General features: G+C 49.9%; 22 protein-coding genes. 9 read left to right on the top strand and 13 right to left on the bottom strand.

Annotated elements, in window-relative coordinates; genetic code table 11:
- Window positions 1-4 precede the first annotated feature (4 nt).
- Both pntB and pntA read right to left on the bottom strand, forming a co-directional pair.
- Entirely contained in the window at window positions 5-1,393 is a 1,389-nt protein-coding gene (gene pntB / locus DZE2538_RS09235; RefSeq protein WP_016941397.1) for a Re/Si-specific NAD(P)(+) transhydrogenase subunit beta, read from the bottom strand.
- Between the two features lie 10 nt (window positions 1,394-1,403).
- A complete protein-coding gene (pntA, locus tag DZE2538_RS09230; protein WP_038916174.1) occupies window positions 1,404-2,933 on the bottom strand; it encodes a Re/Si-specific NAD(P)(+) transhydrogenase subunit alpha in 1,530 nt (509 codons plus the stop codon).
- Between the two features lie 174 nt (window positions 2,934-3,107).
- Here pntA and DZE2538_RS20855 point away from each other — a divergent pair, with 174 nt between their 5' ends.
- On the top strand, window positions 3,108-3,377 hold the full coding sequence (locus DZE2538_RS20855) for a hypothetical protein (protein WP_152486135.1): 270 nt from the start codon (window positions 3,108-3,110) through the stop codon (window positions 3,375-3,377).
- 67 nt (window positions 3,378-3,444) lie between these two features.
- Window positions 3,445-4,395, top strand: coding sequence for a DUF1471 family protein YdgH (gene ydgH, locus DZE2538_RS09225; RefSeq protein ID WP_038916173.1), 951 nt, complete (start codon window positions 3,445-3,447; stop codon window positions 4,393-4,395).
- Between the two features lie 62 nt (window positions 4,396-4,457).
- Here ydgH and kdsA read toward each other — a convergent pair whose 3' ends face one another.
- From kdsA to hemA, 5 genes are all read right to left on the bottom strand, one after another.
- Window positions 4,458-5,312, bottom strand: coding sequence for a 3-deoxy-8-phosphooctulonate synthase (gene kdsA / locus DZE2538_RS09220; RefSeq protein WP_038916172.1), 855 nt, complete (start codon window positions 5,310-5,312; stop codon window positions 4,458-4,460).
- 56 nt (window positions 5,313-5,368) lie between these two features.
- Entirely contained in the window at window positions 5,369-6,178 is an 810-nt protein-coding gene (gene sirB1, locus DZE2538_RS09215; protein WP_019846392.1) for an invasion regulator SirB1, read from the bottom strand.
- Between the two features lie 223 nt (window positions 6,179-6,401).
- The gene (gene prmC, locus DZE2538_RS09210) at window positions 6,402-7,253 is read right to left on the bottom strand and encodes a peptide chain release factor N(5)-glutamine methyltransferase (protein WP_038916170.1); all 852 of its coding nucleotides are present in this window, start codon (window positions 7,251-7,253) and stop codon (window positions 6,402-6,404) included.
- Window positions 7,250-8,335, bottom strand: coding sequence for a peptide chain release factor 1 (gene prfA / locus DZE2538_RS09205; protein WP_012884694.1), 1,086 nt, complete (start codon window positions 8,333-8,335; stop codon window positions 7,250-7,252). The genes prmC and prfA overlap by 4 nt, the downstream gene beginning before the upstream one ends.
- A 46-nt stretch (window positions 8,336-8,381) precedes the next feature.
- Window positions 8,382-9,638, bottom strand: a complete 1,257-nt coding sequence (gene hemA, locus DZE2538_RS09200; RefSeq protein ID WP_038916169.1) for a glutamyl-tRNA reductase — start codon at window positions 9,636-9,638, stop codon at window positions 8,382-8,384.
- 210 nt (window positions 9,639-9,848) lie between these two features.
- On the opposite strand from hemA, the gene lolB reads away from it, so the two are divergent.
- From lolB to prs, 3 genes are all read left to right on the top strand, one after another.
- On the top strand, window positions 9,849-10,469 hold the full coding sequence (lolB, locus tag DZE2538_RS09195) for a lipoprotein insertase outer membrane protein LolB (RefSeq protein WP_038916168.1): 621 nt from the start codon (window positions 9,849-9,851) through the stop codon (window positions 10,467-10,469).
- A 3-nt stretch (window positions 10,470-10,472) separates the two neighbouring features.
- Window positions 10,473-11,345, top strand: coding sequence for a 4-(cytidine 5'-diphospho)-2-C-methyl-D-erythritol kinase (ispE, locus tag DZE2538_RS09190; RefSeq protein WP_038916166.1), 873 nt, complete (start codon window positions 10,473-10,475; stop codon window positions 11,343-11,345).
- Window positions 11,346-11,474: 129 nt separating this feature from the next.
- Window positions 11,475-12,422: a ribose-phosphate diphosphokinase gene (gene prs, locus DZE2538_RS09185; RefSeq protein ID WP_012884690.1), complete on the top strand. Its 948-nt coding sequence runs from the start codon at window positions 11,475-11,477 to the stop codon at window positions 12,420-12,422.
- Between the two features lie 130 nt (window positions 12,423-12,552).
- On the opposite strand, the gene DZE2538_RS09180 is transcribed toward prs, so the two are convergent.
- Window positions 12,553-13,332: a type 1 glutamine amidotransferase domain-containing protein gene (locus tag DZE2538_RS09180; RefSeq protein ID WP_236617011.1), complete on the bottom strand. Its 780-nt coding sequence runs from the start codon at window positions 13,330-13,332 to the stop codon at window positions 12,553-12,555.
- Window positions 13,333-13,516: 184 nt separating this feature from the next.
- On the opposite strand from DZE2538_RS09180, the gene DZE2538_RS09175 reads away from it, so the two are divergent.
- Window positions 13,517-14,419 (top strand): LysR family transcriptional regulator, encoded by a 903-nt coding sequence (locus DZE2538_RS09175; RefSeq protein WP_038913941.1) that lies wholly within the window; start codon window positions 13,517-13,519, stop codon window positions 14,417-14,419.
- Window positions 14,420-14,623: 204 nt separating this feature from the next.
- Here the strand turns inward: DZE2538_RS09175 and ychH are convergent, their stop codons facing one another.
- Complete coding sequence (gene ychH, locus DZE2538_RS09170) at window positions 14,624-14,899, bottom strand: stress-induced protein YchH (RefSeq protein ID WP_038916164.1); 276 nt, start codon at window positions 14,897-14,899, stop codon at window positions 14,624-14,626.
- Window positions 14,900-15,171: 272 nt separating this feature from the next.
- On the opposite strand from ychH, the gene pth reads away from it, so the two are divergent.
- Together pth and ychF are read left to right on the top strand one after the other, a co-directional pair.
- Window positions 15,172-15,759, top strand: a complete 588-nt coding sequence (gene pth, locus DZE2538_RS09165) for an aminoacyl-tRNA hydrolase (protein WP_019846386.1) — start codon at window positions 15,172-15,174, stop codon at window positions 15,757-15,759.
- A gap of 129 nt (window positions 15,760-15,888) precedes the next feature.
- Window positions 15,889-16,980, top strand: coding sequence for a redox-regulated ATPase YchF (gene ychF, locus DZE2538_RS09160; RefSeq protein ID WP_019846385.1), 1,092 nt, complete (start codon window positions 15,889-15,891; stop codon window positions 16,978-16,980).
- A 136-nt stretch (window positions 16,981-17,116) separates the two neighbouring features.
- Here the strand turns inward: ychF and DZE2538_RS09155 are convergent, their stop codons facing one another.
- From DZE2538_RS09155 to DZE2538_RS09140, 3 genes are all read right to left on the bottom strand, one after another.
- The gene (locus tag DZE2538_RS09155; protein ID WP_152486134.1) at window positions 17,117-17,941 is read right to left on the bottom strand and encodes a hypothetical protein; all 825 of its coding nucleotides are present in this window, start codon (window positions 17,939-17,941) and stop codon (window positions 17,117-17,119) included.
- A 903-nt stretch (window positions 17,942-18,844) separates the two neighbouring features.
- On the bottom strand, window positions 18,845-19,171 hold the full coding sequence (locus DZE2538_RS09145) for an AzlD domain-containing protein (protein ID WP_038916161.1): 327 nt from the start codon (window positions 19,169-19,171) through the stop codon (window positions 18,845-18,847).
- A gap of 1 nt (window position 19,172) precedes the next feature.
- Complete coding sequence (locus tag DZE2538_RS09140) at window positions 19,173-19,913, bottom strand: AzlC family ABC transporter permease (RefSeq protein WP_050568672.1); 741 nt, start codon at window positions 19,911-19,913, stop codon at window positions 19,173-19,175.
- A 123-nt stretch (window positions 19,914-20,036) separates the two neighbouring features.
- On the opposite strand from DZE2538_RS09140, the gene DZE2538_RS09135 reads away from it, so the two are divergent.
- Window positions 20,037-20,873 carry an AraC family transcriptional regulator gene (locus tag DZE2538_RS09135; protein ID WP_038916160.1) on the top strand — a complete coding sequence of 279 codons (837 nt, stop codon included), beginning with the start codon at window positions 20,037-20,039 and terminating at the stop codon, window positions 20,871-20,873.
- Window positions 20,874-21,022: 149 nt separating this feature from the next.
- On the opposite strand, the gene DZE2538_RS09130 is transcribed toward DZE2538_RS09135, so the two are convergent.
- Window positions 21,023-22,264 carry a glycoside hydrolase family 30 protein gene (locus tag DZE2538_RS09130; protein ID WP_038916159.1) on the bottom strand — a complete coding sequence of 414 codons (1,242 nt, stop codon included), beginning with the start codon at window positions 22,262-22,264 and terminating at the stop codon, window positions 21,023-21,025.
- Between the last annotated feature and the right edge of the window lie 257 nt (window positions 22,265-22,521).

Raw genomic sequence — 22,521 nt, 5'->3', positions numbered from 1 at the left:
TGACTTACAACGCTTTCAGAATCGCTTCCACGCTTTCTTTGGCATCGCCGAACAGCATTTGGGTGTTCTCTTTAAAGAACAGCGGATTCTGCACACCAGCATAGCCGGTATTCATCGAGCGCTTAAACACGATAACATTCTGCGCTTTCCAGACTTCCAGTACCGGCATACCCGCAATAGGACTGTGTGGATCTTCCTGAGCGGCAGGGTTAACGGTGTCGTTAGCGCCAATCACCAACACGGTATCGGTATCGGTGAAATCGTCATTGATTTCATCCATTTCCAGCACGATATCGTAAGGCACTTTCGCTTCCGCCAGCAGAACGTTCATGTGCCCAGGCAGACGACCGGCAACCGGGTGAATACCAAAGCGAACCGTAATGCCGCGAGCACGCAGTTTAGCGGTAATGTCATGCACCGGGTATTGGGCCTGCGCCACCGCCATACCATATCCCGGCGTAATAATCACCGAGGTAGAGTTTTTCAGCAGTTCTGCAACCTCTTCTGCGGTGGTTTCACGATGTTCACCCACGGCTTCATCACTACCCGCCGAAGAGCCGTCCGTACCGAAACCGCCAGCAATAACGCTAATGAACGAGCGGTTCATCGCCTTGCACATGATGTAAGACAGAATCGCACCAGAAGAACCCACCAGCGCACCGGTCACGATGAGCAGGTCATTGCTCAGCATAAAACCTGCCGCCGCGGCCGCCCACCCTGAATAGGAGTTCAGCATGGAAACCACCACCGGCATATCCGCGCCACCGATAGAGGCCACCAGATGCCAGCCGAACGCCAGCGCAATCAGCGTCATCAGCAGCAACGCGAATGCCTGCATTCCAGCACTGCCGGTTTTGACAAACACCAGCAACAACAGGAATGACAGTACCAACGCCAACAGATTCAGCTTATGGCGATTAGGCAGCATCAGTGGTTTCGATGAAATCAAACCACGCAGTTTACCAAACGCGACAATCGAACCGGTAAAGGTCACCGCACCGATGAAAATACCCAAAAATACTTCGGTCAGATGGATATTTTCCATGATGGGTTCAGCAATATCGGCTTCGCCAATAAAGCTGTTGAAGCCGACCAGTACCGCCGCCAGGCCAACAAAGCTGTGCAGAATCGCTACCAGCTCCGGCATTTCGGTCATTTCTACCTTGCGAGCCAGGCGCACACCGACAGTGCCACCGATCACCATCGCTACGAGAATCCAGCCTACGTTCCCGGCATGCGGCCCCAGGATGGTCGCCAACAGTGCAATGGCCATCCCGCTAATACCGAAAATGTTCCCCTGACGGGACGTCTCGTGTTTGGATAAACCAGCCAGGCTGAAAATAAACAGAATTGCAGCAACGATGTATGCTGCTGTCACTAATCCTCCAGACATCCGTTACCCCTTAATTCTTACGGAACATTTTCAGCATGCGCTGAGTGACGGTAAACCCGCCGAAAATATTGATGCTGGCGATCAGCACGGCGATAAAGGAGAGAAAAGATACCCATCCCCCATGCCCAATCTGCAACAACGCCCCCACCACAATAATGCCGGAAATCGCATTGGTGACCGACATCAATGGCGTGTGCAGCGCGTGACTGACGTTCCAGACCACGTAGTATCCCACCACGCAAGACAGCGCAAATACCGTGAAGTGAGACAGGAACTCTTTCGGTGCCACGTTTGCCAGCCAGCCAAACAACACTATCGCCAACGCGATGAAGATAAATTTCTTCCAGGGCGAAGCGGGTTTCGCTTCTTTCGGTGCAGCCGCTGCTGCCGGTTTAGCCTGCTGCGGTTGTGCCGAAACCTGAATCGGCGGGGCTGGCCAGGTGATTTCACCCGATTTAACCACCGTTACACCGCGAATAACGTTATCTCCGAAATCAATATCGATTTCGCCGTTCTTCTCTTTACACAACAGCTTCAGCAGATTCACCAGGTTAGTGCCGTACAACTGTGACGACTGGGTCGGCAGGCGACTGGGCAAATCGGTATAACCGATGATCTTCACGCCGTTTTCTGTCACCGTAACCTGATCAGCAACGGTCAGCTCACAGTTACCACCGGTCTGTGCTGCCAGGTCGACAATCACACTGCCGGGTTTCATGCTTTGCACCATTTCACGGGTGATCAGTCGCGGTGCCGGTTTGCCCGGGATCAGCGCAGTGGTGACGATAATATCCACCTCTTGAGCCTGTGCCGCGAACAACGCCATTTCTGCCTTGATAAAGGCTTCAGACATGACTTTGGCGTAACCATCGCCACTGCCGGCTTCTTCTTCGAATTCCAGCTCCAGGAATTCGGCGCCCATGCTTTTAACCTGCTCTTTTACTTCCGGGCGTGTATCAAATGCACGAACGATGGCACCCAGGCTTCCAGCAGCCCCGATCGCGGCAAGCCCTGCCACACCAGCACCGATGATCATCACCTTCGCCGGTGGTACTTTACCTGCCGCCGTTATCTGACCGGTAAAGAAACGGCCAAACTCATGCGCCGCTTCAACAATGGCACGATACCCGGCAATGTTTGCCATCGAGCTCAGCGCATCCATGGACTGGGCACGGGAAATACGCGGCACAGAATCCATCGCCAGAACGGTCACCTGACGTGCCGCCAGTTTTTCCAGCAACGCCGGATTCTGAGCAGGCCAGATGAAACTAATGATCGTGCTGCCAGCACGGGTTAACTCTATTTCTTCATCCAGCGGCGCATTCACCTTGAACAGAATATCGCTCTGCCAGATCTCCGCTGTATCCAGAATTATCGCGCCAGCTTGCTCGTAAGCACTGTCATCGAAACTGGCCGGTTTGCCCGCCCCACGTTCAATAGCGACCTCAAAGCCCAGTTTCAGCAGTTGCTCCACCGTTTTTGGCGTGGCTGCGACACGGGCTTCATTGGCCAACCTCTCTTTTGGTACACCAATACGCATTGTGAATCCCTTTTCGTTGTCACGAAGGTTTTATAATAGGCTATGTCAATCACTTGAAAAATGACTTGTCGCTGTTACCAGCACCCGCGGCGGCAGCGATAAGTCCCTTTATAACCTACTTAAAATGGAATTAATGATCCACTGCTAAAACCATTACGTTCTAAAAGCAGAGTTATGACAGGCAGCTATGCCCATTTACGGTCAAAAATCACAGCTAAAACAAGTTTTTCTACCATTATTGCTACAACAATATTCAAAGACGCCTCACAAAAAATCGCTGTTAACGCTTTGTTAACTGCATTAATTGCGATAAATATCGTTTATAAAATGAATTCGATTATTAATGGTGATTATTTTCATTTTTCTCTTTCTCTGCTATTCGCGCATGATTTTGTAAGATTTGGCTTAAAATGCAGAGGCATAACATCAGGTTCCATGCCATAATCAGCGGCTACCACATAAAGATGGCTTGGAACGTATTCACCGTATGCGTCAGGCGAAAGGATTTTTTATGAAGCTGAGAACTAGCGTTGTTGCATCCACACTCCTATCAATAGTAGCGTTTTCGACGCAGGCTGCGCAGGAACTTACGCCAGAAAAAGCACAATCACTACAGCCCTTTAAGCGTATTACCTTTTATGGTCGTTACGATGCTATTTATGAAGCGGCTACGGCGGCCTCCCAAAAGGCAGATGAGAGCGGCGCAGCGGCGTTTTACATTCAGGGTACTTCCGAAGTTAACGGTGGCCGTTGGCAGGTAACCGTCGATTTGTATAAAAAAGATGCGCCTGCTGCCGTCAAAGATACTTCTCACCGTGAATTCAGTGGCGTTCAGGAACTGCCGAAAGATGAGGCGGTACGTCTGGAACCTTACGACACTGTCACGGTAAACGGTGCATTCAGTAACCAACCGGAAGTCAGCGAAGCCATCGGTAGTGCAGCCAAGAAAAAAGGCGCTTACTCGTTCTATATCGTTCGTCAGGCAGATATCAATTCTAGCGGGACTACCCAAAGCATCACAGCGTTTATCTACAAGAAAGACGCGCCCAAGCGTCAGGTGCAGAGCCCGGACCTGATCCCGGCCAACTCCGAAGCCGGTAAAGCCGCCGTCGCTGCTGGTGGTGCTGCCGCAGCTAAAGTGGAAATCCCCGGTGTTGCAACCTCTTCAAGCCTGAGCGATAAGGTGGGTAACTTCTTCCAGACCCAGTCTTCAAATGTAGGTTCCCGTTACACGGTAACGATGCCGGATGGCACCAAGATTCAGGAACTCAACAATGCCACTGCCGCTCAGATGGCACCGTTTGACTCCATTAGCTTCCGCGATAGCTTTAGCAGCCCGACAGATATTTCTGAAGCCGTAGCCAAGCGAGCTTACAAGAAAGGTGCCAAGTTCTACCACATCACCAAACAGTGGCAGGAAAACGGCGACCATTACACTATCGGCGCCGACCTGTACAAATAATCACCGTGCGTGATGGATAAAAAAACCGCCATCTGGCGGTTTTTTTGTGTCTGAAACGTCGATTAATTACTGGTATCCAATTCCGGGAAATTTTTAACCAGTTCATCAATCGCTTTCATCTGTTGCAGGAACGGCTCCAGTTTATCCAGCGGCAATGCCGACGGACCGTCACATCTGGCACTGTTCGGTTCTGGGTGGGCTTCAATAAACAACCCGGCGATGCCAACGGCCATACCCGCACGCGCCAGTTCAGCAACCTGAGCACGGCGTCCACCTGATGCCGCACCAAACGGATCGCGGCATTGCAGTGCATGCGTGACATCAAAAATCACCGGTGCGTCATGCGAAACCTGTTTCATGACATTGAAGCCCAGCATATCTACAACCAGGTTGTCATAACCAAAGTTGGTGCCACGATCGCATAAAATCACCTGATCATTGCCACCTTCTCGGAATTTATCCACGATATTCCCGACCTGACCGGGGCTAATGAACTGTGGTTTTTTGATATTGATAACCGCGCCCGTTTTGGCCATCGCCTCGACCAGATCGGTCTGGCGGGCCAGAAAGGCCGGTAACTGAATAACATCAACAACCTCAGAGACCGGTTGAGCCTGCTGTGGTTCGTGCACATCGGTAATGATTTTCACGCCGAAGGTGTCCTTCAGCTCCTGAAAAATCTTCATCCCCTCTTCCAGACCCGGACCACGGTAAGAGTGGATAGAGGAACGGTTTGCTTTATCAAAGGAAGCCTTGAAAACATAGGGGATACCCAGTTTCTGCGTCACCGTGACATAGTGTTCACAAATTCGCATCGCCAGTTCACGGGATTCCAGCACATTCATGCCGCCAAACAGCACAAACGGCAGATGGTTGCCGACCGGGATGGACCCGATGTTAACCACTTTATTATTCATAAACTTACCTTATTGTCGGATAAATCAGATATTCGGATTTCCGGTTATGCCCCGAACTAATGCAGCACAATCTGCTTATGTTCAATGGAGTGAATCTGTTTTTTGATCATGTCGCTGACCGGGTCTTCCGGGCACTGCTCTACAAAGTAACTCAGATCTGACAACGCGATATGATCGCAGTCTAACTGTGCATAAATCAAACCACGGTCACGAATTTCATACGGGTCTTCAGGGTCAAACTGCAGCACAGCCTCACTGGCACGCAGCGCCAGCTCCATCTGCTTTTCTTCCATTAGTGCGACTTTGAGCGTATCTAACAGCTTGCGGACAATCATCACGTTTTCCGCTTCATCCAGATCGCTATCCAGCAGTCTGGCAGAGAGGCCGATATTGCCTTTCAGCCAGACCTCAAGCACATGCTCGCTCAGCGTGTCGCCATTTAGCGGATTAATCAGCCACATTTCATCATCGAGCCAATCCGCACGTAAAATCAGTTGAGTGGGGAAAATCACGGGCATCAGTGGCAAGTCCAACTGATGAGCGATATGCAGGAAGATAATCCCGAGCGACACCGGCATCCCTTGTCGGGTGGCCAGCACTTTATCCAGCCACAGCACGTCAGACAAATGGTACACACCGCTGGCACCGCCAAAACCCCAGGTATGGAAAAAGAGCTCAATCAACTGCTCCAGTTGTTGATCCTGATCCAAGTCGGCGGAGATGGTCGCTCGCGCTTCATCAACAAGCTGTTGCAGAGTTTGCTTCACTTCCTGCGCGGAAAAATCGCGGCGTATCGACTGGGAAACCAGGATCACACCTTCGCTTAAGGATGACTGGTTAAATTCAAAATCAGCAATAGAACTCATAGTTATTCCATCAAAGCAAAGATAACGTCAGCTGCACGCCTGAAAAGCGAACTTCATAACCGCTGCCCGCGCGCCCCGCGAGTCCGGTCGCGCCAGCGAATCCGATAATAATGCCAAATCGCGTGTTCGTCAGCAGCTCTGTCTGGAACCTCAAGCGATAATGACTGCTAATCATTACCAATGTGATCCTGTTCAAGTTGTGCCACCAGAGGCCCCAACAGGTTTAGCGCTTGTCAGGCGAACCGGCTGACCATCGCCCCAACGTCACCCGCTCATTATCACCATAATCACGGTGTGTTTTCACCTGGACGAACCCCTGTTGCGACAACAGTTTCCGAACCGACTCGCCCTGCTGCCAGCCATGCTCGAGCAGTAACCAGCCGCCATCCAGCAGGAAATCACCAGCCTGTCGGATAATGTGCTGTAAATCCGCTAATCCTTGCGCACCCGATACCAATGCACTGGCGGGTTCAAAACGCACATCGCCACGCAACAGGTGCAGATCATGCTCATCAATGTACGGTGGGTTGCTGACGATGACGGCAAATCGCTCTTCGCCCAACGGCGAAAACCAATCGCCCGGCAAAAATCGGGCATTATGGATCCCCAGTCGGCGGGCATTCTGGCTTGCCAGCGCGACCGCATCCGGTTGACGATCAATACCCACAACCTGACAGTCAGGCCGCTCATGGGCAATAGCCAACGCTATCGCCCCGGTACCGGTCCCCAGGTCCAGCACCGATGACGCACCGTCGGGCAATACGGCCAGCGCCTGCTCGACCAGACATTCAGTATCCGGCCGTGGGATCAACGTCGCTGACGATACTGCCAACGGTAACGACCAGAATTCCCTATACCCGACCAAATAAGCAATCGGCTCGCCGGTTACACGCCGTGCCAGCAGGGACTCGAGCGTTAGCGCTTCGTCGCCAGTCAGTTCGGTCTCACCAAACGCCAGCAGAAACGTGCGGCGTTTGCCGGTCACATGCTCCAGCAAGATTTCGGCATCCCGCTTAGAACTCTCGCTTGCCTGAAGCCGGGCCGTCGCCTGTTTCAACCAGCGCTGATAATTCATTGATCCTGCTCAGCCAGCGCTGCCAGTTGGTCAGCCTGATATTCCTGCACGATAGGCTGAATCAACATATCCAGCTTGCCTTCCATCGCTTCATCCAAGCGATAGAGCGTCAGGTTAATACGATGGTCCGTCACTCGCCCTTGTGGGAAATTGTACGTTCGAATGCGGTCAGAGCGGTCACCACTCCCTAACAAGTTGCGCCGGGTAGAGGCTTCTTCCTGTTGGCGCTTGTGCATTTCCGCTGCGCGAATTCGGGCAGCCAACACCGACAACGCCTTGGCTTTATTCTTGTGCTGCGAACGCTCATCCTGGCACTCCACCACAATGCCGGTCGGCAGGTGGGTAATACGGATAGCGGAGTCCGTGGTGTTGACGTGCTGCCCGCCCGCACCGGAGGAACGGAACGTATCGATTCTCAAATCAGAAGGATTGATGTCAGGTAACTCGGCTTCCGGCACTTCCGGCATCACGGCCACCGTGCAGGCGGACGTATGAATACGCCCCTGAGATTCGGTGGCTGGCACGCGCTGAACACGGTGACCACCGGATTCGAATTTCAATTGCCCATAGGCACCATCGCCAACAACCTTGGCAATCACTTCTTTGTAGCCTCCGTGCTCGCCGTCGCTCGCGCTCATGATTTCGACCTTCCAGCGGCGGGACTCAGCGTAACGGCTGTACATACGAAACAGGTCACCGGCGAATAACGCGGCCTCATCACCGCCCGTACCGGCGCGGATTTCCAGAAAGCAGCCACGTTCATCATCAGGGTCTTTTGGCAACAGCAGCACTTGCAGTTGTTGTTCCAGATCTTCACTGGCTACTTTAGCCGCCTGCAGTTCGTCCTGCGCCAAATCACGCATTTCAGGATCGTCCAGCATTAATTCGGCCGTCTCGATATCATCTTGCGTCTGCTGCCAGCGCTCAAAGCAACGGGTAATGTCGGTAAGTTGCGCGTACTCGCGGGACAATGCCCGGAAACGGTCCATATCGGCAATCACGCTGGGTTCTCCCAGCAGCGCCTGCACCTCTTCATGGCGCTCTTGTAACGCTTCCAGTTTGGCAACAATAGAAGACTTCATGCGGGCAGTTCAATCCTGTGTTGAATCATTTGGGGGGAGAAGAATGCTAGTTCAGGCCGAGGCTGTCACGCAAAATCTGCAAACGCTCAACATCGCCATCACGGGCGGCCTGCTGTAACGAACGGGTGGGCGCATGGATCAGGCGGTTGGTCAGACGGTGCGTCAGTTCCTGCACTATGGCCTCAACATCACCACCATTCTGTATTGCCGCCAACGCTTTGGTTGTCATCTCTTCACGCAGGCTATCCGCCTGAGAGCGATAATCCCGGATAGTATCTACTGCTGACTGCGCACGCAGCCACGCCATAAACTCCGAACACTCCTGCTGCACGATGGATTCAGCCTGAATTGCCGCCGCTTTGCGCTGCGCCAGATTATGCTGAATGATCGCCTGCAGGTCATCCACGCTATATAGGTAAATATTCGGCAACCGCCCGACTTCCGGCTCGATGTCACGCGGCACCGCGATATCCACCATCAGCATCGGTTGGTTGCGGCGCGCTTTCATCGTGCGCTCCATCATCCCTTTACCGATGATGGGTAATGTACTGGCGGTAGAGCTGATGACGATATCCGCCTGCGGTAAATGCGCGTCCAGCTCCGCCAGCGTAATGACCTCAGCACCCACCTCTTCGGCCAGTGCCTGAGCGCGCTCACGCGTACGGTTGGCAATCACCATCCGCTTCACTCGGTGCTCACGCAGATGACGGGATACCAGTTCGATGGTTTCGCCTGCGCCGACCAACAGCACATTGACATCCGCCAGCGATTCAAAAATCTGCCGCGCCAGTGTACAGGCGGCAAACGCGACCGATACCGCACTGGCACCGATATCCGTTTCGGTTCGAACCCGTTTGGCGACGGTGAATGATTTCTGGAACATGCGCTCCAGATCGCCTGACAGCGAACGCTCGCGCTGAGAATCCGCAAACGCTTTTTTGACCTGCCCCAAAATCTGGGGTTCACCCAACACCAGAGAATCCAGCCCACTGGCGACACGCATCAGATGGCTGACGGCAGCGTTGCCTTCATGCCAGTAGAGATTTTTGCGGATGTCATCAGGGTTAAGCTGGTGATAATCACACAGCCAGGCGATTAACTGTTCGTGCCGGTTATCCTGCTCTTCCACACTGAGATACAGCTCAGTGCGGTTACAAGTAGACAACAATACACCGCCCTGAACCAACGGCTGTTGTAACAGACTGTGCAGCGCCTGCCCCTGTCTGTCCGGCGAGAACGCAACGCGCTCGCGAAGAGAGACGGGTGCTGTTTTATGATTGATACCAAGCGCAAGCAGGGTCATGGTCTACAGAGTAATCCCGGTGTTAGTATGGGTTTCATCTGAGGGGCATTCTACTTGAAGCCTGCGGGCAAGAAAAGTAACCCCGATTGACTAGACTCACATCATCAACGTCTTACCAGGTAACATCACAAGGATTGACGCTGCCAGTCAACCCCGCTAGCGTGACGCCTTGTTGTGAACCTATGATGCTTGTAACAGGACCTCTTCGACATGCCCAATAAACCCACCCAAGCCTTACGGTTACTGCCTTTGGCGAGTGTGTTACTGACAGCCTGTACCCTGACTCAGCCCTCCCTACCGGGTAAAAAAACCACCTCTCCCGAGTGGCGTGAACACGAGCAGAAAGTACAAAATTTGACCCATTATCAAACACGCGGATCGTTTGCCTATATTTCTGATAGGAAAAAACTGTATGCCCGTTTTTTCTGGCAACAGCCCTCCCCACAGCGCTACCGCCTATTACTCACCAACCCGCTCGGCGGCACGGAACTGGAGCTTCAGGCAAGCCCGGACCTGGTACAGATAACCGACAATCAGGGCAAACGTTACATGGGTAAAGACGCACAGTACATGGTCCAACAGTTAACTGGCATGGCGATTCCGCTCGACAACTTACGCCAGTGGATGCTTGGCCTGCCGGGCGACGCACAGGATTTCACACTGGACGAACATGCCCTGCTGCGCAGCGTCAACTATCAGCAAGGTGATCAGCACTGGAATGTCTCCTACCTGTCCTATATCAACGGCCCGTTGCCATTGCCGCAGAATCTGGAACTGACTCAGGGCGAGCAGCGCATCAAACTGAAAATGGACAACTGGACGACGCAATAGATCATGGCGACTGCAAGCAACCACTGGCCTTCCCCGGCCAAGCTGAATCTGTTTTTGTACATCACCGGTCGTCGACCGGATGGGTATCATAATCTGCAAACGCTGTTTCAGTTTCTGGATTACGGCGACACGCTGACCATTACCCCACGTCAGGATCAACGCATCGTGCTGCTGACGCCGCTGCCCGGCGTTCCCGATGAACAGAATCTGGTGGTTCGCGCCGCCCGTTTGTTGCAGGCGTGGTGCAAACAGGCCGGATTACCGTTTGCCGGCGCTGATATCAGTATCGATAAACGTCTGCCGATGGGGGGCGGTCTGGGTGGTGGCTCCTCTAACGCCGCTACCGTGCTGGTGGCGCTCAATCAGTTGTGGCACAGTCAGGTTCCTGTGGACACGCTGGCCGCGCTGGGCCTGAAGTTAGGGGCAGACGTACCAGTATTTGTGCACGGGCACGCCGCATTCGCTGAAGGCGTGGGAGAACAGCTAACCCCTGCCTCGCCTGAGGAAAAATGGTATCTGGTGGTGCATCCCGGAGTGAGTATTCCTACCCCGCTTATCTTTGGCGATCCAGACCTGACGCGAGACACGCCAGTACGCCCTTTGTCACAGTTACTGACACAAACTTTCAGCAACGATTGTGAAGCCGTCGTAAGAAAACGTTTTCGTGAGGTTGAAGAGCGACTTTTATGGCTGTTAGAATACGCACCGTCGCGCCTGACTGGCACCGGCGCTTGCGTGTTTGCCGAATTCGACACCGAGTCCGCCGCTCGTCAGGTGTTAGACCGGGCCCCGGAAGGTTTACAGGGTTTTGTTGCCCGTGGAATGAACGTTTCTCCACTGCAACAACGGCTTTCCGGGCAATTTAAGGGTTGCTAAAACACCACCGCCGACCGTGGTGCTCTAACGATCTTTTCCATACACCCGTATGTATATCCTGCTTGCGGTACGACACACGGCCTTCCGCAGGCGGAATATTTCTCTGGACGCAAGCTTGAGGTTCTTCTCGTGCCTGATATGAAGCTTTTTGCTGGTAACGCTACGCCGGAACTAGCACAACGTATTGCCAACCGTTTGTACACTAGTCTGGGCGACGCTGCTGTTGGTCGTTTTAGCGACGGCGAAGTCAGCGTACAAATCAACGAAAATGTACGCGGTGGTGATATTTTCATCATCCAGTCGACCTGTGCTCCCACCAACGATAACCTGATGGAACTGGTCGTTATGGTTGATGCCCTGCGCCGCGCTTCCGCAGGACGTATTACCGCTGTCATCCCCTATTTCGGCTATGCCCGTCAGGATCGCCGTGTGCGTTCCGCCCGCGTGCCGATTACGGCTAAAGTTGTGGCTGATTTTCTCTCCAGCGTCGGTGTTGACCGTGTCCTGACGGTGGACCTCCATGCCGAGCAGATCCAGGGCTTCTTTGATGTGCCGGTAGACAACGTGTTCGGTAGCCCGATTCTGCTCGAAGACATGCTGCAACAGAGCCTGGATAACCCGATCGTGGTTTCTCCGGATATCGGCGGTGTGGTTCGCGCCCGTGCTATCGCGAAGCTGTTGAACGATACCGACATGGCGATCATCGATAAACGTCGTCCTCGTGCCAACGTTTCTCAGGTGATGCATATCATCGGTGACGTAGCGGGTCGTGACTGCGTACTGGTTGATGACATGATCGATACCGGCGGCACGTTGTGCAAAGCGGCAGAGGCTCTGAAAGAGCGCGGTGCCAAACGTGTCTTCGCTTATGCAACCCACCCGATCTTCTCCGGCAACGCTTACGAGAACATCAAGAACTCTGTCATTGATGAAGTGATTGTCTGCGATACCATCCCGCTGTCGGAAAATATTAAGTCACTGCCGAATGTACGCACGCTGACATTATCCGGCATGCTGGCAGAAGCTATCCGCCGTATCAGCAACGAAGAATCTATTTCTGCGATGTTCGAGCATTAATCGATAATTCGGCTACAAAGGCGACGCCACCGGAGCATTATTATCCGGTGGCGTTTTTTATTAGAAACGAAGAACATTTCCATATTTTTACTGAAATACTCAACCGTTCGACAGACTCTTTAATATACGGTTATAGAGCAGCCTGGTGCTGACTCTTGGCTTGTAACGCTTTAACCACAGCTTCCCCAAGCCCCGCTGCAGAAGCTGGGTTTTGTCCGGTGATTAAGCGCCCATCAACAACAACGTTGTTCTCAAATATTGGTGCTTCTTCAAACTTTGCCCCGGCTTTCTTCAGCGCTCCCTGCAGTTCAAATGGTACGATCTTGTCATAGTGCCGGGAAGCTTCCTCCGCTGCGGTAAATCCTGTGAGACGACGACCTTTGATTAAATTTTCACCGCTGCTAAGTTTCACGTTGATGAGCCCTGCCGGGCCGTGACAAACAGCACTAATGACATCATTGTTTTCGTACATCGTGCGCACAATATTACTAAGTTCAGTATTATTGACAAAATCCCACATCGGGCCATGACCACCGACGAGCAGAATCGCAGAATATTTTGATGGATCAATATCCGATAATTTAATCGTTTGGCCCAGCTTGTTTCGGTGCTGAGGGTTAGTCCAAAAATCCAGGCTGGCCTGATCTTTCAGGTCAAAGCCATCGAAAGGGGCCAGGCCACCTTTGGGACTTGCAATGTCAAAGTCAAAACCAGCTTTATCAAAGACCTTTACTGGATGAGTCAATTCTGGAAACCAAAATCCCCCAACGAGATTTTCTGTTTTCTTATCCAAGCTGGAGACGACAATTAATATCTTTTCCTGTTTTTTGCGTTTCCTGGGTAGTCCCCGCAATAGCAGATGTCGAGAACACAGTAATGGCGATGATGAGACGAACGAAATATGTTGCAAGTGACATATGATTTCCTCCGGGCTGTTGGTATATCCCACTGTATCTGAGTTCAAAAACCGGAGGTAGACAGCCAAAACGGAACAGATTGTTTAAAAAAATGCATCAATGTTCTTGTGTTAGGGTAAGTTATTGCTACAAAATATAAATGCGCAGGCGGGATAAAATAATACGAGAGGATTCGAGATGAGTCAGATCAATGATTTTGATGGGTTGCCAGAATTTCTGGCTATCTCGAAAAGGCTGAGTATTCGGAAAGCGGCTATCGATCTTGGCAAAACACCGGGTTCAGTCAGTCAGGCATTGCAGAAATTGGAGCATCGCCTTGGCATGCTACTTTTCCATAGGACTACGCGTAAAATGGCATTGACAGAAGCCGGACAGAATCTGCTCTTGAAGATAGAACCTGCGGCGCGCGCAATTGCAGTCAGTCTCGAAGACGCAGCTCAGTCGTCAAATGCTCCGGCCGGAACATTGCGCTTAATAGTAGAGCGGTTGGCCTTACCGCATGTTATTGAACCATTATTACCCGCATTTCGCCAGGAATGGCCAAATGTAAACCTGGATATCACGGTCAGTAATCGCCATAATAATTTTATTTCTGAAGGTTATGATGCAGGTATTTTGATCGGCTCATACATTGAGCAGGATATGATTGCGGTACGACTTTCCAAGCCTTTTCAATGGGCTGTTTTTGGGGCTCCTGCCTATTTTAGGCTCCATGGAAAACCTAAAGTTACCAACGACCTTGCTCATCATGAATGCATCCGATTCCGACGCCCGGAAAAAGGCGATATTTATCGTTGGGAATTTATTGAAAATAATGAAACAGTTCGTATTGATCCGATAGGATCTATTACTGTTAATGACGGCGAACTTATGCGTAGTCTTGCTGTTAAAGGGATTGGGCTCATTTATTCCTCTACATTCCACACCTCACGCGAACTGGCGGCAGGAAGCCTGGAGCCCGTACTGCTTGATCGATCTCCAGGTAATGATGGTCTTTTTCTCTATTTTTCGAAAGTCGGCAGAAATCAACCTAAGTTACGTGCTTTTATTGATACGTGCTCACGTATAATGAATATTTAAAAATTCATCGTATTCTTTATGCTTAAAATAACTCAAATTGCAGGAAAAGGTTCACTCTTGTAACTCACTCTCAGCATGGCCAAACCATCTGGGACCTGAGAGGAAAACCAATCCACCTACAACTTGAATATGATGGGTATAAACAGGCCAATACCTTCGCCACCATTTACCAGCCGATATTGTTATATCGCTTCGGCCACAGACTTATGGATTCCGGTGCTGTTTGCGGCAGCAGCGTTTATCAAAATGCTTCAGCCACCAGTAACGGTCCGTCACACTCTCACGCCCACTTATACGTGCACCCGTCAGCCACAAAATAGCGCCAGCAAAAATAGCCAGTAACTCTACATAATAGAGCGACCCCGGCAGATTTAATTCAGGCAGCTGATTAGCAATCGAATACGCTATTCCGGCAACCATAAGCAACAGACCCAATCCCATGAATGCGTTGCCCACTCTCTCAGCATTTCTACGTTTCATATTTCACCTCCAGAAATATCCAGTGGAAATAATCAGACCAGGGAAAATAATTAGACCACGATGAATAATTAAAATAGTGCTGCGTGTCCTTCTGATCTGCTCACAGTATAAGCAGCCCCTACGCCTGAGGTTGCGTGAAGGATCACATGTTGGTGATCAACTGCCCCTGCGTTACACTATCGGCTTTGCCAATTTCCCAGATACGTGGCGCGCCCCTGGCCGTTTGAAAACGTATCGCGTGAGTCGTATCCAATAATGAGTGGTATGCAACTGTGAGTGGTATCAAATTGATTGTAGGCCTGGCGAACCCTGGTGCCGAATATGCCGCCACCCGCCACAATGCGGGCGCCTGGTACGTTGACCGCCTGGCTGACGCCTACCGACAGCCGCTGAAAGAAGAGAGTAAATTTTTCGGCTATACCGCACGCCTGTCTCTGGCAGGCAACGATGTACGTTTGCTGGTGCCGACAACGTTCATGAATCTGAGCGGTAAAGCTGTCGCTGCGATGGCAACCTTTTATCGCATCCAGCCTGATGAAATTTTGGTGGCACACGATGAACTGGATTTGCCACCCGGTGTTGCCAAGCTGAAACTCGGCGGCGGTCACGGTGGTCACAACGGGCTGAAAGATATCGTCAGTAAACTGGGCAATAACCCCAATTTCCACCGTTTACGCATCGGCATCGGCCATCCGGGCGATAAAAACAAAGTGGTGGGATTCGTGCTCGGTAAGCCGCCCGTCAGCGAACAGACGCTGATCGATCAGGCTATCGACGAATCCTTGCGCTGTACCGATATTTTGATGAAAGAAGACATGGTCAAAGCCATGAACCGCCTGCATTCGTTCAAAGCATCATGATGAAACATCGGGTGGATCGAGTTCATGCCACATTATGTGTATAATTAGCATCAAGACTGACTTTTTCCATTCTGACAGGCTTTCTACACGCAAAGCCTGATGATTAGTGATTTTTAAGGTGACATAAACATGGGATTCAAATGCGGTATCGTTGGGCTGCCTAACGTGGGTAAATCTACTCTGTTCAACGCGCTGACCAAAGCCGGTATCGAAGCGGCCAACTTTCCGTTTTGTACTATCGAACCCAACACCGGCGTGGTGCCGATGCCGGATCTACGCCTCGACCAACTGGCTGAGATTGTCAAGCCGCAGCGTACCATCCCCACCACCATGGAATTTGTGGATATCGCCGGTCTGGTAAAGGGTGCCTCCAAAGGTGAAGGTCTGGGTAACCAGTTCCTGACCAACATCCGTGAAACCGAAGCCATCGGCCATGTGGTACGTTGCTTTGAGAATGAAAATATCATCCACGTTGCGGGTAAAGTGAACCCGGCGGAAGATATCGATACCATTAACACCGAACTGGCGCTGGCGGATCTGGATACCTGTGAACGTGCGCTGCACCGTGTACAGAAGAAAGCCAAAGGCGGCGACAAAGACGCTAAAATTGAGCAAGCGGCGCTGGAAAAATGCCTGCCGCAACTGGAAAAGGCTGGCATGCTTCGCGCCTTAGATCTGAGTGCAGAAGAGAAGGCCGCCATTCGTTACCTGAGCTTCCTGACGTTAAAGCCGACCATGTACATTGCCAACGTTAATGAAGACGGTTTCGAAAACAACCCCTACCTGGATCAAGTGCGTGAAATCGCTGCCAGCGAAGGTTCGGTGGTGGTGCCTGTCTGCGCGGCAGTGGAGTCAGACATTGCCGAGCTGGACGATGCCGAGCGCGACGAATTCATGGCCGAACTGGGCCTGGAAGAACCGGGGCTAAACCGCGTGATTCGTGCTGGCTACACACTGCTGAACCTGCAGACTTATTTCACCGCCGGGGTGAAAGAAGTCCGCGCCTGGACCATCCCGGTCGGTGCGACGGCTCCGCAGGCAGCCGGTAAAATTCATACCGACTTCGAGAAAGGCTTTATCCGCGCCCAAACCATCGCCTTTGATGATTTCATCACTTACAAAGGTGAACAAGGTGCCAAAGAAGCCGGTAAAATGCGTTCAGAAGGGAAAGAATATATCGTTAAAGACGGCGATATTATGAACTTCCTGTTTAACGTCTAAATAAAATTTGTCGTCTCATGAGATCGCTCTGTATCTCTTGAAGACCCGCAAACCCAGAAAATCCGCGCAATTGCGTGGATTTTCTTTTCGACCACAGGTAGTACACGTTTGAGCGAGATAGGTCAGTCCAGTTAAATCAGTTTGTTATGCTTCCAGAAGCACGAATTTCCTCAATATCCTCAGAATTAACTAGCTTGAACGATCGACCTTGCCGCTCGGATGCGAGAGAAATCAGTAAAAATTTGTCCCCACAAGGGCCTACTAGTCTCCATGATCCAGATACAGTTCCAGCCAAACTAATGCTAGGCAGTGAAGTTGAAACTGTGTCCCCAACTAAGCGCGCCTTTGACTCCCCCATAAGAGAAGGCGCCTGCGAAAAGCCGTATAAGACAATGAAGTTCAATAGATAGACTTCATAACCACCCCACTGTAATTCTCGAAGTGCTAAACAGGCGATCAACTCACCTACCGTCGTTCCCGCTGCAACTGCCCAGAGTAAGCCGCTCACACCAACGAGGGTATTGGTTGCAAACGCACTTACATGTTTTTCCAATACCAATGATAGGCCATAGGCTACAAGCGCAAGAGTAAGGGAGAAAATTGACCAGCGGCGAAGGCCTTTCGTACTCACATCCTTTGTAATAAGTGAAACGACACTAATGAAAGCGAAAGTCGAAATTATTGTGATGAGAGAAATGCTCGTTTGCATCACTTGTGCCGGAGTCAGCAAGGAAGTTGCCCAAGGTGCCCCAAGCTGAAAATAGTATGCTGAAGTTTCTCGCCAGCCGATGATGTAGGCTAGGCCTGTAAAACCTACAGTAAACCCTGCAATTTGCGATAGTAAACCTAACACGGAACTAGTTGCACGCAGCGTACTTTCTGTATCTGGGATGCGGCTTATTGGCATAAATTCACCTTGGTTATTGTGAACCGATAGAATAGTAATGTAGTGCCAATTCATTGAACTATAACGTTTGGACTGAGTCACATCGAGGCAAAAAAATCACTGTCGCTGAAACTAACATTACGCCGTTCCCCCAGACACAAATCATAGCGTCAAGAATGGTGATCTTGCCTCTGTCCCCAAGGTCAATGCAATAATAGAGTTAATCTGCAATTACATCTCTTCTTGGTCGAGGCGAAGTTGCGAACTGAGACTGCTCTGTATATCTGTATATCTGTATATCTGTATATCTGTATATCTGTATATCTGTATATCTGTATATCTGTATATCTGTATATCTGTATATCTGTATATCTGTATATCTGTATATCTGTATACATATCTGTTTGATATGAATAGATAAATAATCATAATGACAGCGATAGACATCACTCAACACCTGAAAACTAAATGGAAAATCTTTCTCTCAGCAACCACCTTAGTCGTTGCTCTTGCTTCAGGACTGTGTAGGGGTCAACATCAATAATCTCTTTGATAAAAAAATATATGGCAGCGTGTTACGCAACGACAGCGTGCTATTAAGGCGCTGAACGCCAGATTACGGCGACAACTACCTTTAGATTCTGAAACATGGCAGCACCTGAACGTGGTAACGTTTATAGTATGTTGTCATTGGAAAAGCCAGAAATGCCCTGGATTTTTTTCTGTCAGCTACTAGCCTGCTGCCACCGTCAGAATAGCCTTTTCAGAATAACTACTGGGAAAATACCAATACCTTTCTTCATGACTGGATACGTGTTGAACATACCGCTCTTAACGTACTGAGGTGTCATCAGGAAAATATTGCTTTAGAAACCGTACAAAAGGAGTATCTCTCCCCGAAATGCTCCTTTTTATATTGCGGGTGTTAAGTATTTACGGACACTCATATTAGCTGAACGCCAACAACACGTGTTTTTATCAACGAACGCCGTAAAAATAAGAAAATAAAGAATACGCCACCATACCAGACATGACAGTAATAAAAAGACTGCGAGATAACACACCAGAAACCCCAGCAAAAATCGCAGCAACAAGTGAAAGACTTATTCCCGTCTCCGTCAGTGCTGGTTTATTTAGCAACTCAGTTACGATAATAGCTGTCATTATGGCTGAAGGGATAAAATTAAGCCATTGCTGCACCGTAACTGAAAGCCGGAACCTGGACAAAAGAATAATAGGCAGAGCTCGCATGCATCCGGTAATCACAGCAGAAAGTGTAATAGCAATAATGATATGTCTTTCCATATTAATCTCCATGTCTCTCCATCAGCCTGAGGGCTATCGTTGTCACTGTTGCTGATACGGCGGCAGCGATAACGACCAGTAAACTCATATCAAGATGCCCTGCGAAACAGGCGGTGATCATCATTGAGGTCACAATGGTGAAAAACTCAAGCGCTTTTCGCTTACTGGCAAACCATGTCATCAGCACTAGCCCAATGAACATGGATACGAGGCTAAAACTTAACCCTTTCATTAGGGATTCAGGAATGGCGGAGGCAAGCCAGGCCCCGGCGATACACGCAATCACCCAGTTAACCCAGGCAGCAAAGTTTAGGCCAAACATCCAGTAAAATGGTAAAACGCCCTGCCGAGCGCCATACTCAGCGGCAACGCCAAATGTTTCATCCGTAAGAAGAATACCATTGAGTATTTTTTGACTCATGGTGTTCTCTCTAAAATAAAGGCTGAGCGCTGAGCTCATGAGTAAATAACGTAAATTGACTAATACCACACTCAACACAATGGAAACTGTTTCCGCGCCAGCAGCCCACAGGGAATAGAATAAAAACTGGGCAGAGCCCGCATACAGCACGCCTGCAAGCAATGCGGTTTGCACAACAGAAAAACCAGATAGCGTTCCAATAGCGCCAGCAGCAAAACCAATGCTCCAATAACCGGTGATGGTTGGCAGACACGCCACCACGCCAGCCCTGAACAACGTGTACGCTCTGCTACCCTCTCCCGTTTCGTGCGTCACTGACATCAGAAACTCCCGTAGACCAGACATTGACGAGTCACTGATTTTAAGTAGTCTGATAATGAGTGATAGGATAATCCTGCTTCTGCGCCTCTCTCCTGGCGTCTTTCATTCAGGTCACGGTTATTCATGATAAATACACGCGATAACATCAAACTCTGGAAAGATTCGGGTTTGTTTGACGGGACAGAAATTTTGCAAGCGTCCTGTTTCGAGCACAGCTACCCACCTCATTTTCATGAGGAGTTCGTTATCGCCGCCTTTGCTCGAGGGGCCCAGAAAAATCGGATATGCCGGGATATCGGTGTCGCGACCGCAGGTACCGTCATGGTTATTCACCCAGGAGAAATCCATACGGGTGAAGCGTTTGAGCGAGATAAAGGATGGGATTATTGCGCCCTTTATCCGTCAGAAAAACTGCTGAATAAAATCGCTGACACCACTCTCAAAGGGCACGGCTATTTACATTTTGGCAAAGGCGCAATGCGCTATGATCAGGGTCTGGCCAGACAGCTTATCCACACCTCGTCGGTATTATTAACCAGTGATGATGTTCTTGAGAAAGAGTGTGCTTTATTCGGTGCGTTAAGTTGTCTCATTCATCAATATGGTAAGCGCTCTGGTTATACAACCCATCGGCTATATTCAAGAGCGGATATTCGCGATGCGATTGATTATTTGCAGGACATGCATGATAAAAAAGTCAGTGTGAAAGATGTGGCGACTGCGGTTGGCATGAGTGAGTTTCATTTTATGCGCGTTTTTCAGGCGACTACCGGGCTCTCTGTGCATCGTTATTTAACACAAATCAGGCTCTTCAAAGCCAAAGCGCTGTTATCTCAAGGTGTGAGTGCAATTGAAACAGCACACTCGGCCGGCTTTTTCGATCAGAGTCATTTGATTAAAAATTTCAGGTCGCATTTTGGTATCACGCCCGGCGCATACGCGGCGGGTTGTATTGCATAGCGGGTTGTACTACATAATAGGTTGAGAGCCACCTTTTGTACTTACTTCAGGGTATTTCCCCTTGCCACAATCGGTAGCTCTCGTATTTTCAGACTGTTCAGACTGATTTGTCAGATCACATCGTGACGACTACAGACTAATGCGACACGTTATTTACTGACAAACGTTGTCACACTTAACGGGTTCAGCCATACCGTTGCTTTCCCTCTACTATCAACCTGGGACGAGCCGCCATATTCAACGTTCAGCGATGCTGATGTGCTGTATTTCTCAAATTTAGTCACGTTGGCGTTACTGATATTCAGCGACAGCATTTGGTCTGAGTCATTGGTATTGACCGCAACAATCACCATTTTTCCATCTGTGTTCTTATACGCAGTCAGATGAACATTTGACTGGGGATTTTCCGTTGCCTGAATACGCAGAGCGCCAGGGCGAACGAAGCGGGCATATTGTGACATCACATAACCCCGCTTACTGACTTTGCCGTCTTCCGTCAATAATCCATACGAGCGACGGATATACCACCAGACATAGGCACTATAGTTTGACGCCATACTGGCATTCAGTTCAGTTCCCACCTCAATAGCCGATGCCCAGTTATTAGCTGACTGTTTGGAATCAACGTAGTGTTCGGTCATCCACAGCTGCTTACCGGCATTTTGTGCTAACGGGTACGGTTTAGGTGTCGTGCCATACAGGTGCCCGCCGATGATTGACACATATTTTGATGCGTCACTGTCTTTCAATACCGGGTCAGTTAACGCCGGGTTAAAACCTAGCGACTCCGCGACAATGACTTTAAGAGAGCCAAATTTGGATCCTTGCGATTTGAGATAGTTTTTAAATTCATCTCCACTCCATTCGCAGGATTCATAGTCAGGTTTCCAGTCTGGCTCGTTTTGTATTGAAATGGCATACAACGGTGCGCCGTTAGTCTGCATATATTTGGAGAAATCCAGCAGGTGCGAAGTATAAGCAGAATAATACGTCGGTAGTAAACGCCCACCGTTTATCAGGCTATTGTTGCTTTTCATATACGCCGGTGGTGACCAGGGGGTTGCCATTATTTTGGCCCCCAGCGAAACAGCCTGACGTGCACTCGGAACCTGTATATTCCATCTAGTGGAGTCTGGATCAATTCGGACACGCATAATCGACAGCCCTATCTGCCCCTCCCCACTACCGTATGCAGAATTAATTTGTTCTGTGGTGAGATCATTGATCCAACCGACGCCACTCATCCCACCAAAACCTTGAATTGTTTGATAATTAATTTTTGCGTCAATTTTCACGGTATCCGCATAGGCCGCGAAGGTGCCTGCTGCGGTTGATACGAATAAAGCTGCACTTAAACAATGACGAACCCAGCAAGTTACATTTCCATTCATAGCATCCATCCTTAATAACATGAACATTAGGAAATAATTGGAAATAATCGAAGTTATTATTTCTGATACTGATGGGGACAGCCTATAAACCCACCAGAACTTACATTGTAATAGTAATTTACTTATGTGTCATTTTATGAAAATTTATATTTTACGTGTTCTAACTCTCATATTTTATATTAACGAGATGGTATAGGTAGATAAATTAAGACCGAACTAATAATTAGCTCATTTTCTATATTTTGGCTTTCATAAAA

Origin of the sequence: Dickeya zeae NCPPB 2538 (assembly GCF_000406165.1) — a bacterium.
Classification (GTDB): domain Bacteria; phylum Pseudomonadota; class Gammaproteobacteria; order Enterobacterales; family Enterobacteriaceae; genus Dickeya; species Dickeya zeae.
This window is presented reverse-complemented; position numbering and strand designations above follow the sequence as displayed.

Bases quoted from the DNA above. Each gene is read 5' to 3' on its own strand.
- DZE2538_RS09155 (WP_152486134.1), bottom strand. From the start codon at position 17,941: ATGAATTGGCACTACATTACTATTCTATCGGTTCACAATAACCAAGGT.
- lolB (WP_038916168.1), top strand. From the start codon at position 9,849: ATGCCCAATAAACCCACCCAAGCCTTACGGTTACTGCCTTTGGCGAGT.
- sirB1 (WP_019846392.1), bottom strand. From the start codon at position 6,178: ATGAGTTCTATTGCTGATTTTGAATTTAACCAGTCATCCTTAAGCGAA.
- ychF (WP_019846385.1), top strand. From the start codon at position 15,889: ATGGGATTCAAATGCGGTATCGTTGGGCTGCCTAACGTGGGTAAATCT.
- ydgH (WP_038916173.1), top strand. From the start codon at position 3,445: ATGAAGCTGAGAACTAGCGTTGTTGCATCCACACTCCTATCAATAGTA.
- DZE2538_RS09135 (WP_038916160.1), top strand. From the start codon at position 20,037: ATGATAAATACACGCGATAACATCAAACTCTGGAAAGATTCGGGTTTG.
- ispE (WP_038916166.1), top strand. From the start codon at position 10,473: ATGGCGACTGCAAGCAACCACTGGCCTTCCCCGGCCAAGCTGAATCTG.
- prmC (WP_038916170.1), bottom strand. From the start codon at position 7,253: ATGAATTATCAGCGCTGGTTGAAACAGGCGACGGCCCGGCTTCAGGCA.
- ychH (WP_038916164.1), bottom strand. From the start codon at position 14,899: ATGAAACGTAGAAATGCTGAGAGAGTGGGCAACGCATTCATGGGATTG.
- DZE2538_RS09140 (WP_050568672.1), bottom strand. From the start codon at position 19,913: ATGTCAGTGACGCACGAAACGGGAGAGGGTAGCAGAGCGTACACGTTG.
- DZE2538_RS09175 (WP_038913941.1), top strand. From the start codon at position 13,517: ATGAGTCAGATCAATGATTTTGATGGGTTGCCAGAATTTCTGGCTATC.
- prfA (WP_012884694.1), bottom strand. From the start codon at position 8,335: ATGAAGTCTTCTATTGTTGCCAAACTGGAAGCGTTACAAGAGCGCCAT.
- kdsA (WP_038916172.1), bottom strand. From the start codon at position 5,312: ATGAATAATAAAGTGGTTAACATCGGGTCCATCCCGGTCGGCAACCAT.
- pntB (WP_016941397.1), bottom strand. From the start codon at position 1,393: ATGTCTGGAGGATTAGTGACAGCAGCATACATCGTTGCTGCAATTCTG.
- DZE2538_RS20855 (WP_152486135.1), top strand. From the start codon at position 3,108: ATGACAGGCAGCTATGCCCATTTACGGTCAAAAATCACAGCTAAAACA.
- pntA (WP_038916174.1), bottom strand. From the start codon at position 2,933: ATGCGTATTGGTGTACCAAAAGAGAGGTTGGCCAATGAAGCCCGTGTC.
- DZE2538_RS09145 (WP_038916161.1), bottom strand. From the start codon at position 19,171: ATGGAAAGACATATCATTATTGCTATTACACTTTCTGCTGTGATTACC.
- hemA (WP_038916169.1), bottom strand. From the start codon at position 9,638: ATGACCCTGCTTGCGCTTGGTATCAATCATAAAACAGCACCCGTCTCT.
- DZE2538_RS09130 (WP_038916159.1), bottom strand. From the start codon at position 22,264: ATGAATGGAAATGTAACTTGCTGGGTTCGTCATTGTTTAAGTGCAGCT.